The sequence below is a fragment of the Parabacteroides sp. PFB2-10 genome, from assembly GCF_029893085.1.
Taxonomy (GTDB): Bacteria; Bacteroidota; Bacteroidia; order Bacteroidales; family Tannerellaceae; genus QVMG01.
On record NZ_JARXWI010000009.1, the window covers coordinates 140,950 to 153,785 of the forward strand.

A 12,836-nucleotide genomic window follows, 5' to 3' on the forward strand; every position below is an offset into this window, starting at 1 on the left:
TCCTATTTCCTCGTCCAGATAATCGATATAAGCTTGCCCCCTATTGCAAAACAAAGCGTTTTGCAATTTTCGCCAAATCTGCCGACAATTCTATCGTCCATGCGCCTCGACAGTACTGTCGATGGGCATGGACAGTACTGTCGAAGCGCATGGACAGTACTGTCGAAGCCCATCGACAATAGAATTATGGCAGGCTGTTTCTGTTAATTATTTACTGGATAGCCAATAACGTCTTAGTCTGAATATTTTTTCGTTACTTTGCAGTCGCATAACAATTTTGTATTCTAATTTTAAAAAACCTATGGCACAGGAAGATGTATTTAAGAAGCTGATTTCACACTGTAAAGAATATGGATTCGTTTTTCCCTCCTCGGAGATCTATGATGGACTGGGAGCTGTTTACGACTATGGGCAATACGGTGTAGAGTTGAAAAACAATATAAAGAAATATTGGTGGGACAGCATGACGCTGTTGCATGAAAATGTGGTGGGGATCGATTCGGCTATCTTTATGCATCCGACCATTTGGAAGGCTTCGGGTCACGTAGATGCGTTCAATGATCCGTTGATCGACAACAAAGATTCCAAAAAGCGCTATCGTGCCGATGTATTGATCGAGGAGCAATTAGCCAAGATCGAAGACAAAATGAATAAAGAGGTGGCGAAAGCTGCCAAGCGTTTTGGCGAAGCTTTCGACGAGGCTCAGTTCCGCGCCACAAACGGCCGGGTATTGGAATACCAACAAAAATGGGACGCATTACACGAGCGTTTTGCCAAAGCATTGAACGATTCCAACCTGGAAGAGCTGCGCCAGATCATTATCGATAACGAAATAGCTTGTCCGATCTCGGGCACCCGCAACTGGACGGAGGTGCGTCAGTTCAACCTGATGTTCTCCACCGAGATGGGAGCAACGGCCGACGGAGCCACCAAAATCTACCTGCGTCCGGAAACGGCTCAGGGTATTTTTGTGAATTTTCTGAACGTGCAGAAGACCGGTCGTATGAAGATCCCGTTTGGTATTGCGCAGATCGGTAAGGCGTTCCGCAATGAGATCGTGGCTCGTCAGTTTATTTTCCGTATGCGTGAGTTCGAACAGATGGAGATGCAGTTCTTTGTGCGTCCGGGCGAGGAGATGGATTGGTTTAATAGCTGGAGAGAGTTCCGCATGAAATGGCATAAGGCGATGGGATTCGGCGATGCGAAATACCGCTACCACGATCATGAAAAACTGGCTCACTACGCCAATGCCGCGACGGATATCGAGTTTAATATGCCTTTCGGCTTCAAGGAGGTGGAGGGAATCCACAGCCGTACCGATTTCGACCTGAGCCAGCACGAGAAATATTCCGGTAAGAAGATGCAGTATTTCGATCCGGAACTGAATAAGAGCTATACGCCCTATGTGGTGGAAACCTCGATTGGTGTCGACCGTTGTTTCCTCAGCGTATTGGCGGGATCTTACCAGGAGGAGGAATTGGCCAATGGCGAATCACGTGTGGTACTGAAGTTGCCACCCGCATTAGCGCCGATCAAACTGGCCGTATTGCCGCTGGTAAAGAAAGACGGGCTGCCCGAAAAGGCGGAAGAGATTGTCGATATGTTGCGCTTCGACTTCCGTTGCCAATACGACGAGAAAGACTCGATCGGCAAACGCTATCGCCGCCAGGATGCGATCGGTACGCCGTATTGCATCACAGTCGACCATGAAACGTTGAAAGACAACTGCGTAACGATCCGCTTCCGCGACACGATGGAACAGGAGCGCGTCGCAATCGATCAGCTAAATGCGATTATTGCCGAAAAGGTAAGTATGAAAAATATGTTGAAACAAATAATGGAATGAAGATGAAAAAGAATTGGTTTATTGCATGTATGATGCTTTGCACCTTGATGATCGCTACGTCGTGTAGCGACGATGATGAGGAAACAGTGAGCAAAGAGTGGAAAGAAGCGAATCGCCAGGCATTTTATGATATCTCGGCGGATAAGAATTACACGGAGTTAAAGTCGCTAAACAACAGAGGCTCTATCTATTACAAGGTATTGAAAACGGGAGAGGGCACGGAACCGATCTACTACAACTCCAAAGTGGCGATCTATTATACGGGGTATATGCTCAATCCCAGCGATTATTCGAAGTGGCTGATTTTCGACAAGAATGAATATCCGGAGCAAGATCCCTACACTTCATTGGCCTCCGGCTTTGTTGCTGGCTTTACTACCGCTTTGCAATACATGAAAGAGGGCGACCGTTGGGAGATCTGGATACCTTATCAGTTAGCTTACGACGCCTCTGGCTATAATGCTATTCCCGGGTATTCCACCCTGAAGTTTGAGTTGGAAGTTCAAAGCATTCTGACGCCTTAACAGGCGATACGCTTATAGACATAAAAAAACTCCCGGATTGAGTCACCTCAATCCGGGAGTTTTTTGTGTGAAAGGGTATCCCCTTTTTATTTAGCGAACTCCACTTTGTTCAGTTTATTCCAGCCACCCCGTGTGAAATCAGGGATCTCAACCGGCATAGATCCGTTATCCAAAGAGATTTCGGTCAGCGGTATCAAACAGCAGGATTCAGCCAGGTCATACACATCCATATCCAATGGCAGTCCGTTTTGCAGGCAGTAGATCAAGCGATAGTCCATGATGAAGTCCATACCTCCGTGGCCACCTACCTGGCGTGCCTTCTCTTCGATATCGACAGCAATCGGATGTTTGTATTTCTCCATGAGCACACGGCGAACCGAGTCAGACACAAAGCTGTGTGCATTCAGGTTTTCCAGGTCGGGTGTGCCGCTCTGAGCCGACAGCTCCTTGCCGTCTAAGGCAAATCCCTGCACCGGATATTTGTTGGCAAAGCCTTTGGTTCCCGATAATTGGAACTCGCGACTGTAAGGACGCGGAGAGGTTACGTCGTGTTGGATCAGGATAGATTTGCCTTTCTCCGTACGGATCATGGTCATCGTGTGATCGCCGGCGCGGAAATCGGTCACCTCTTCGCCTGTTGTTTCTTTGATATAGGCCGGGTTTCCCACAGCTTTCGTATCAACGGATGTCAGGAAGTTCATCTTATCGCCGCGGTGGATATTCATCGCCAGCATAACAGGAAGCAATCCGTGGGTCGGATATACATCGCCGCGATGGTGGCGGTTGAAGTCCATACGCCAGTTGTCCCAGTAAGAATCCCAGAACGCCTGTAATCCGTGGATGTAGGCTCCCTCGCCATGAAGCACCTCGCCGAAGATGCCCTGTTGCGCCATATTCAGACAAGTCAGTTCAAAGAAGTCATACACACAGTTCTCCAATTGCATACAATGTTTGCGTGTTTGCTCGGAGGTGTTGATGAGCTCCCAGATTTCTTCCATGCTCATAGCCGCCGGTACTTCGATAGCTACGTGCTTTCCGTCTTTCATCGCCTGAACACCCATGCGGGCATGATTATTCCAGTCGGTGGCGATGTAGATCAGATCGACATCGGGCAAGGCCGTTACCTCACGCCAGATCTCCGGATCTCCATAAAATTCTTTCGCGGCAGGCTTGCCGAAACGTTCCACTAAGGTTTTGTTTGCTTTTTCCACCTGTTCCTGGCGGAGGTCACACAAAGCAACGATCTCTACACCGTCGATCTGTGCCATGCGATTTACAGCGCCCGGTCCGCGCATACCCAGCCCGATAAAGGCTACGCGTACAACAGGGATAGGATCGGCTGTCAGTCTGAGAACATCTTCCTGTCCGGCCGGACGAGAAGGAATTTGAGTTTTAATCATTTGCGCCCCAGGGACTTGTTGGCATGCTACAAAGCCAAGCAAGATAAGAGCTAAGGCAATAAATTTAGTTTTCATACGTAAATAAAATTAGATGATAAAAAATAATATGTGTTTCAGATCTTGTCGTTTTGCCTTTCTGTATAATCAATCGATTTTCCCAATCAATCTACAAATATACCTTTTATCCTTCAATATTTAGGCAAAAAATGTCTCATTTAGAGAGATTATTGTCTCTTTTTCACTCGGACGTCCGAAATATCATTTTGTCAAAATGGCGGGAGTTTTTTTTCGAAAAGGCAGGGGTTTTTGAAAAAAGTCCCGGGAGTTAGTATTTGTTAACATTTGAAGTGTAAGTAAAAGCCCTTGATTTTGGCCAAAAATGGCCTCCTCAGCTTACACTTGCGTTTTTGGTTTTGGCGATAGCATAAGACGCGATAGGGGTTCCTTGTTTTAGCTAAAGAAAATGGTTAACTTTGCAGGTTTTTAAACCGGAAAGGGAGTATGTCTGAAAATCATTCCATCTATATAAAGGGTGCGCGGGTAAACAATCTGAAAAATATCGACGTGGCGATACCACGTGACAAACTGGTGGTTATAACCGGACTATCGGGCAGTGGGAAATCCTCGCTTGCCTTCGATACCCTGTATGCCGAAGGGCAGCGCCGCTATGTGGAAAGCCTCTCTTCGTATGCCCGCCAGTTTCTGGGACGCATGAGCAAACCGGAGGCCGATTACATCAAAGGCATTCCCCCCGCTATTGCCATCGAGCAGAAAACCAATACCCGCAATCCACGTTCTACCGTAGGCACTTCAACGGAAATCTATGAATACCTGCGCCTGTTGTTTGCCCGTATCGGGAAAACTATTTCGCCCATCTCGGGTGAGGTGGTCAAGAAGCATCAGGTGAACGATATCGTGCGCGAGATCCTTTCTTATCCGGAGGGTACGCGTTTTGCCATCTTTACCCCGGTCGTTCCGGTGGAGGGACGTACGATGAAGAAGCAGTTAGAGATCCTTCAAAAGGAGGGCTATTCGCGCCTTTCGATCGATGATAAGGTGTATCGCATTGCCGAGGTATTGGAAGACAAAAAACTACTGAAATCGACCGCCATAGAGATTGTGATCGACCGCCTGGTTGTTTCCGACGATAAAACACTGAAAAGCCGCCTGGCCGATTCGGCGGAAACTGCCTTTTTCGAAGGGCACGGCACCTGTCTGATTCGCGTCTACACGCCCGAAGAGACCATCACCCGCGAATACTCCAAAAAGTTTGAAGCCGACGGTATGGTGTTTGAAGAGCCGACCGAGATGATGTTCAGCTTCAACAACCCGGTGGGCGCCTGCCCCAAATGCGAAGGCTACGGAAAGGTGATCGGCATCGATGAAGACCTGGTGGTGCCCGACAAAAGCCTGTCGGTTTTCCAGGGAGCGGTGGTTTGCTGGAAAGGGGAGGTGATGAGCGAATGGCAAAAAGAATTTATTATCGCCAGCGAGCGTTATAACTTCCCGATACATCGCCCCTATTACGACCTGACGGAGGAGGAAAAAGCATTGCTCTGGCATGGCGCCCGCGGATTGCATGGGATCGATGACTTTTTCAAATTCGTAGAGGAGAATGTCTACAAGATACAATACCGGGTGATGATGGCTCGCTACCGGGGCAAGACGGTTTGTCCGGTATGCAAAGGGAGCCGCCTGAAACCGGAGGCGCTTTATGTACAAGTCGGAGGAAAAAATATGGCTCAACTGGTTTCGCTGCCGGTCGGCGAGGTAAAGGCCTTTTTCGACCAACTGGAACTCGACGAAACAGAGGCAGCCATTGCCAAACGCCTGTTGACAGAGATCACCAGCCGCCTGCAATTCCTGTTGGATGTAGGGCTGAGCTACCTGAGCCTCGACCGCCTCTCCTCTACCCTTTCGGGCGGCGAAAGCCAACGGATCAACTTAGTCACCTCGCTTGGAAGCAGCTTAGTGGGGTCGCTCTATATCCTGGACGAACCGAGCATCGGATTGCATTCACGCGACACGGATTTGTTGATCAATGTATTGCGCCAGTTGCAATCGTTGGGGAACACCGTGGTGGTGGTCGAACATGATGAGGAGATCATCCGCGCCGCCGACTATATTATCGACATTGGCCCGGACGCCGGACGTCTGGGGGGCGAAGTGGTCTATCAGGGAGAGGTCGATAAATTGGAGGCAAGCACGCAAAGCCATACCGTCCGCTACCTGACGGGAGAAGACAAGATCGAGGTGCCCGACCTGCGCCGTCCGTGGAACAACTACATTGAAATAAAAGGAGCGCGAAAGAACAACCTGAAAGGGATTGATGTACGCTTCCCGCTGCACGTGATGACTGTCGTAACCGGGGTGAGTGGCTCGGGGAAGAGTTCGCTTATCCGCGATATATTCTACGAAGCGGTGAAACAGAAATTAGATGGTGCTGCCCGGTTGAATGCTGAATGCAGTAGTGTTGAAGGCGATTTCCATCTGATCAAAGCCATTGAATTTGTCGATCAGCACTCCATCGGCAAGAGCTCCCGTTCTAATCCGGTGACCTATATCGGCGCCTACGACGAGATCCGTAAACTGTTTGCCGATCAGGCATTGGCCAAACAGATGGGCTACAGCGCGGCTCACTTCTCTTTCAACAAAGAGGGCGGGCGATGCGAAGAATGTAAAGGCGAGGGGCGCATCACGGTTGAGATGCAGTTTATGGCGGATATCACCCTGGAATGTGATGTGTGTCATGGGAAACGCTTTAAGTCGGATGTGTTGGAGGTGGAATACCAGGGCGTCAATATCTTCGATGTGTTGGAGATGACGGTTAATCAGGCCATCGAGTTTTTCGAAAAGACCAAAGGATCGCAGGAAAAGAAAATCGTTCGCCGATTGAAACCCTTGCAGGATGTCGGCTTAGGCTATATCAAACTGGGACAGACCTCGTCGACCCTCTCGGGCGGAGAGAACCAACGCGTGAAATTGGCCTATTACCTGGGGCAGGAGAAGCAGGAGTCTACGCTGTTTGTCTTCGACGAGCCGACCACCGGGCTTCACTTCCACGATATCAAAACCCTGCTGAAAGCATTCAATGCCTTGATCGACAAAGGGCATACGGTGATCATCATCGAACACAATATGGATGTGATCAAATGCGCCGACTACGTGATCGATCTGGGTTCCGAAGGAGGGAAAGCCGGAGGCCACTTAGTCTGCACCGGCACACCGGAAGACATTGCCGCCTGTCCGGAATCCTATACCGGACGGTTCCTGAAAGAGAAGTTATAAGAGGTATCCTTTAAAAAACAACGCCGGTACCTTTCCGACTGGAAGGATACCGGCTATCTTTTTACCTTAAATAGACTTCTATAAAACAATTAAAGGCTGTCTCACGACAACCCCTAACCAACTTTGTTAACCTTAAATCTAATACTATTATGAAAAAACCACAGTACAAAGATAGGGGCTTTTCCATTCCTGTCAAGACTTTTATCAATAATAGATGTTAAGGCACACACAGCTTATTGCCAAAAAGTGTTAGACAAACAAAAAAGAGATAGAATTCAGCAAATTTCTGCTAAAATTAACACTTTTCGAAGGTGAAATCTTATAAAGCGAGTCGCTCTTTTAGGAGTTTATAACCGGCGCTGCTTGCCCGCAAACTGGTGCCATCTTTCAGTTTGACCCGATAGTTTTCTTTCCCGAACAATTCGACCCGAAGGATAAATTCGGTGTTCACGATCGACGAACGATGGATACGAACGAAAGAAGTAGGCAGGTGCGTCTCAAAATACTTCATCGTCTGTTCTTTGATATACTGCCCTTGCGGTGTGAAAAGCGTCACATAATCGCCGCTTGCCTGCAGGCAGATCAGTTCTTCGATATGCACGATATGGATGCGTGTGCCATCTTTAACGGAGATCTTTTCAAGGAGCTCGACCGGTTCCGCCTTCGGCAGCGGATCAGGTGTAGGAACAATGGTTTCCATCTTTTCCTCCTCCTCGCGCATGCGGTCGTACCATTGTAACAGGATAACCCAGCCCATCAGCCCAAAAAGCCCCCGCAGAGGCAAGCCTTGCACAAAAGAAACGGAGTTCTCCCATCCGGCAATGGTCAACAAGGCAAAGCTAACCCCCACGCAAACAAACTGAACCACGAGCGCCAAGAGGAACTGCACCTGCCAGACCCGTATGTAAGTCAACGCATACCAGGCGTAATATCCGGCCGCGGTCAGTAGTCCTATCGATAGCAGCGTATCGATAGCCGCGGGCAATGGCTGCGCCTGGGCATAGGTCGTCAATAGCCACCAATGAATCAGTGCGGCGATAACGACGAAGAGTACACCTAACGTCCTGCGATTGGTCGAGGCTATGAAGGGGTGGTCTTGCATGCAGTTAGCTCTTTATTTCCAGTCCGCCAAAGCTAATCTCGCCGCGGATAATAAGTTTGTGGTCGTAGTCTATCGCATGCACAAAATGACGTTTGTCGTTTACCCCGCCGAAACTGTTGTCAACCTGTATCAATACATTCCAGGTCGAAGGGATAAACAATTCAATACCACCGAAGGAACAGTCGATATCGATATAGGTCTCTTCCTGCTCCAACTGCGTTTTGCGCAGGTCTAAGGCTATATTGCCAAAAGAGATATCCAGGTCGGCACCCCGGAAAACAGGATCCAGTGCAATATGCCGGGAGGATCCGAAACTCACATCCGCCTCCACAAACCCATCGTTTGTTTCTGCTGATTTCAGGGAACGGCGGTGATGCCATCGCGGATGACTGTGGGGATGGGTGAATTTCAGGAGTATGCCGATACCGATAATAATGAATATCACCGGCCAATAGTCGCCAATGCCATATTCGGACGGAATAAGGAAGAAGCCACCGACGCTGACCAAGACCAATCCGCCGACAAAGTTGCGCCGGGTCAATTGCACCACCCCTATCACGATCAGCAACATTTGCCAGGAAACAATGTAATGGAAAACATCGGGGTCGACCCAACCCAGATTCCTACCCAGGAACAGGACACCTACAATAATAAATATAGTCGCTGTGATCAGCCGGTTCCATTTGCGGTGTGAATTATAACTCACTTCATTCGATTCGTTCATATTCTTTTCGTTTTAATTGCTGAAACAAAGATAGGTGTCGGGTATGCCTTCCGCAAGGCAAAAACGCTTTCTCGGGTCAAATTCCCGACGAATCGCCGTTATCTTACGGTGAAATCCGTCATACAAAGAAACATAAAAACAGTGTAATCTGTGTAATCCGCGCCCAAAAAGAAAAAGGCCATCCCACATCGTGAGACAGCCTTCCCTGAAAATTGAGGATATATTTATATCAGTCTTTCAACTTCGCCTTGATGAACTCACGGTTCAGACGAGCAATGTTACTGATAGAAACAGCTTTGGGACATTCGGCTTCGCAGGCGCGGGTGTTGGTACAGTTACCAAATCCCAGTTCGTCCATCTTGGAAACCATGGCTTTCGCGCGGCGAGCCGCTTCAATCTTTCCTTGCGGAAGCAGCGCCAACTGGCTTACCTTGGCTGAAACGAATAACATAGCCGAGCCATTCTTACAAGCAGCTACGCAGGCGCCACAACCGATACAAGCCGCCGCATCCATCGCCAGGTCGGCATCCTTCTTAGGGATAGGAATGGCATTGGCATCGGGGATACCACCGGTATTCACCGACACAAAGCCCCCGGCTTGGATGATTTTGTCGAACGCATAGCGGTCGACCATCAGGTCGCGGATCACCGGGAAACCGGCCGAACGCCAAGGCTCGATGGTGATGGTTGCGCCTTCGTCGAACTTACGCATGTGAAGCTGGCAGGTGGTAATCTCTGTATCCGGTCCGTGCGGATGCCCGTCGATATACAACGAACACATTCCGCAGATACCTTCGCGGCAGTCGTGATCGAACACCACCGGCTCTTTCCCTTCGTTCACCAACTGCTCGTTCAATATATCAAGCATTTCAAGGAAAGAACTTCCCTGAGAAATCTCTTTCAACTGGTATGATTCAAAAGCGCCTTTGGCTTGCGGTCCCTTCTGACGCCATACCTTTACTGTGATATTTATATTTTTATCCATTGTTGTTGAATTTAAAGCCCCTCCCGACCTCCCCCAAGGGGAGGAGAAGTCCCCCTTTGGGGGATTTAGGGGGCCGTTATTAATTTTTGTAATTCCTCTGTTGACGCACTACGAATTCGTAATCCAAAGCCTCTTTATACATCACAGGGTCTTTGTCTTCACCCTGGTATTCCCAGCAGGATACATACGAGAACTGATCGTCGCGACGCATCGCTTCGCCCTCTTCTGTCTGATATTCTTCACGGAAGTGACCACCGCAGGATTCCTGACGGTCGTAGGCATCGTGCGCCATCAACTCGCCAATCTCCAGGAAGTCGGCCAAACGCAAAGCTTTTTCCAACTCCACATTCAGATCATTGGCTTCACCCGGGATACGCACATTGCTCCAGAACTCTTTCTTCAGTTCCTTCAGGCTTTCGATAGCGCCCTTCAGGCCTTCGGCATTACGCGCCATACCGACGAAGTCCCACATGATAAGTCCCAGTTTCCGATGGATAGTATCTACGGTAGATGTGCCCTTGATATTCATCAGTTTGTCGATACGTGCCTTCAGAGCAGATTCAGCCTCTTCGAACTCAGGCAGATCGGTGCTGAAACGCGGCACCTGGATCTGGTCGGCCAGGTAGTTCTGGATCGTATACGGCAACACGAAGTAACCGTCGGCCAATCCCTGCATCAACGCGGATGCACCCAAACGGTTTGCGCCGTGGTCGGAGAAGTTGGCTTCGCCAATGGCGAACAGTCCCGGCACATTGGTCATCAATTCGTAATCAACCCACAGACCTCCCATGGAATAGTGGAGAGCCGGATAGATCATCATCGGCGTTTCATATGGATTATCATCAACAATCTTTTCATACATCTGGAAGAGGTTACCATAACGTGCCTCAACTACATTGCGTCCCAGGCGGTTGATCGCCTCAGCAAAGTCAAGGTAAACAGCCTGTCCCGCTCCCACACCGAAACCGGCGTCGCAACGTTCCTTCGCAGCACGTGATGCTACGTCGCGCGGCACTAAGTTACCGAATGCCGGATAGCGGCGTTCCAGGTAGTAGTCGCGGTCTTCCTCAGCAATTTGTGTCGGTTTCAGTTTGCCGGCACGGATTGCTTCGGCATCCGCCTTTTTCTTCGGTACCCAGATGCGTCCGTCGTTACGCAACGACTCCGACATCAGGGTCAGCTTAGACTGGAATTCACCATGCACAGGGATACAGGTCGGGTGGATCTGTACCATACAGGGATTCGCAAAGTAAGCCCCTTTCTTATAACATTGCCATGCGGCAGAACCGTTGGATGCCATCGCGTTGGTAGACAGGAAGAAGGTATTTACATATCCTCCGGTGGCTACCACGACGGCATGAGCCGCGAAACGTTCCAGTTTACCGGTCACTAAGTTACGGGCAATGATACCGCGGGCACGCCCGTCAACCTTTACCACGTCAACCATTTCATGACGTGTATACATTTTTACTTTATTCAGACCGATCATACGGCTCAGTGCTGAGTAGGCGCCCAACAGCAACTGCTGTCCGGTCTGTCCGCGGGCATAGAAGGTACGCGATACCTGCGCGCCCCCGAATGAACGGTTGTCGAGCAGACCGCCGTATTCACGTGCAAAAGGAACACCCTGCGCTACGCACTGGTCGATAATAGCGTTGGAAACCTCTGCCAAACGATATACGTTAGCTTCGCGGGCACGATAGTCCCCCCCTTTGATCGTATCATAAAAGAGACGGTAGACCGAGTCACCGTCGTTCTGATAGTTCTTGGCAGCATTGATACCTCCCTGGGCAGCAATCGAGTGCGCGCGACGGGGAGAATCCTGGATACAGAAGTTAAGTACATTGAATCCCATCTCAGCCAATGAAGCAGCCGCAGAAGCACCGGCCAATCCGGTTCCTACCACGATCACATCCAAACGGCGTTTATTAGCCGGGTTCACCAGCTTCTGATGTGCTTTATAATTACTCCACTTTTCAGCCAACGGGCCTTGTGGAACTTTTGAATTTATCTGTGTCATATTTCTTTGATTTTCAAATGGATTACACCTTTAGTTAACAGCAAGAACCACCACAAAGGCTCTTCAGATAGAAGAAAATAGTTACAAAGGCAAAGGCTGCCATCAACAGCGTAGCATAGATATTGCCGATTACTTTCCAACGTTTGATCCAGATATTGTTACTCAAACCCATCGTTTGAACAGAACTCCAAATCCCGTGCGTCAGGTGGAACCACAAGGCCACATACCAGATCAGGTAACAGATCACTACCCAGAGTTGGCTGAAGTAGTAGTTGATAAAGGCTGCGCCGTTCTGAGTAGATACTAATTTGTCGCCCAAGGCTACCTCATGACTGCCAATCAATTCGGCAAACATCATCTTGTACCAAAACTGGGCAAAGTGTAACAGCATAAAGCCCACAACAATAATACCCAGAACAAACATGTTCTTAGATGCCCATGTCACGTTTTTCTGACGCGTGTTCACGGCGTAGCTGTCGCTTCCGCGTGCTTTCATGTTTTGAAACGTAAGCAATAGCGCATACAGAAAGTGAATAGCGACAATGCCTGCCAGCACCACGGTCGCCGCCACAGCATACCAGTTAGCCCCCAAAAGGGCACAGATCATGTTGTATGCCTTTTCAGAGAATACCGCTGCTACGTTCATGGCCGCATGGAACGTTAGAAACAGAACAAGAACGATACCTGAGATACTCATGATCAGTTTCTTGCCAATAGAAGAATTAAGTAACCACATAAGATAATAGTTTAAGTTATTTAATTGTTTATAAGTTTTTCACGCTGCACAAAATAAAAGCGCAAAGGTAGCCTAATTCCACATAGGAAGCAATAAATTAAAGAAATTTTTCGGCAATAGCATATATCCCTCCGAATAGCCTGTATACAAGCTGTTTCTTACATTATAATATAGGGTGATTTTTTCGCTTCCGACACCCCGAAAAGTCCGA

At 48.9% G+C, this 12,836-nt stretch carries 9 protein-coding genes; 3 read left to right on the forward strand and 6 right to left on the reverse strand.

Annotated elements, in window-relative coordinates; translation table 11 throughout:
• Nucleotides 1-301: 301 nt before the first annotated feature.
• Nucleotides 302-1,846, forward strand: a complete 1,545-nt coding sequence (locus M2137_RS10120) for a glycine--tRNA ligase (protein ID WP_280766317.1) — start codon at nucleotides 302-304, stop codon at nucleotides 1,844-1,846.
• A 2-nt stretch (nucleotides 1,847-1,848) separates the two neighbouring features.
• Nucleotides 1,849-2,370 (forward strand): FKBP-type peptidyl-prolyl cis-trans isomerase, encoded by a 522-nt coding sequence (locus M2137_RS10125; protein WP_280766318.1) that lies wholly within the window; start codon nucleotides 1,849-1,851, stop codon nucleotides 2,368-2,370.
• Between the two features lie 86 nt (nucleotides 2,371-2,456).
• Here the strand turns inward: M2137_RS10125 and M2137_RS10130 are convergent, their stop codons facing one another.
• Nucleotides 2,457-3,770: a Gfo/Idh/MocA family oxidoreductase gene (locus tag M2137_RS10130; protein WP_280766319.1), complete on the reverse strand. Its 1,314-nt coding sequence runs from the start codon at nucleotides 3,768-3,770 to the stop codon at nucleotides 2,457-2,459.
• 501 nt (nucleotides 3,771-4,271) lie between these two features.
• Here M2137_RS10130 and uvrA point away from each other — a divergent pair.
• Entirely contained in the window at nucleotides 4,272-7,058 is a 2,787-nt protein-coding gene (gene uvrA, locus M2137_RS10135) for an excinuclease ABC subunit UvrA (RefSeq protein WP_280766320.1), read from the forward strand.
• Between the two features lie 319 nt (nucleotides 7,059-7,377).
• On the opposite strand, the gene M2137_RS10140 is transcribed toward uvrA, so the two are convergent.
• The 5 genes from M2137_RS10140 to M2137_RS10160 form a co-directional block, all read right to left on the reverse strand.
• Entirely contained in the window at nucleotides 7,378-8,160 is a 783-nt protein-coding gene (locus M2137_RS10140) for a LytTR family DNA-binding domain-containing protein (protein ID WP_280766321.1), read from the reverse strand.
• Nucleotides 8,161-8,164: 4 nt separating this feature from the next.
• Nucleotides 8,165-8,884, reverse strand: coding sequence for a DUF5668 domain-containing protein (locus tag M2137_RS10145; protein WP_280766322.1), 720 nt, complete (start codon nucleotides 8,882-8,884; stop codon nucleotides 8,165-8,167).
• A gap of 229 nt (nucleotides 8,885-9,113) precedes the next feature.
• Entirely contained in the window at nucleotides 9,114-9,869 is a 756-nt protein-coding gene (locus M2137_RS10150) for a succinate dehydrogenase/fumarate reductase iron-sulfur subunit (protein WP_280766323.1), read from the reverse strand.
• A gap of 79 nt (nucleotides 9,870-9,948) precedes the next feature.
• Complete coding sequence (locus M2137_RS10155) at nucleotides 9,949-11,889, reverse strand: fumarate reductase/succinate dehydrogenase flavoprotein subunit (protein ID WP_280766324.1); 1,941 nt, start codon at nucleotides 11,887-11,889, stop codon at nucleotides 9,949-9,951.
• A 34-nt stretch (nucleotides 11,890-11,923) separates the two neighbouring features.
• Nucleotides 11,924-12,625: a succinate dehydrogenase cytochrome b subunit gene (locus tag M2137_RS10160; protein ID WP_280766325.1), complete on the reverse strand. Its 702-nt coding sequence runs from the start codon at nucleotides 12,623-12,625 to the stop codon at nucleotides 11,924-11,926.
• Nucleotides 12,626-12,836 lie beyond the last annotated feature (211 nt).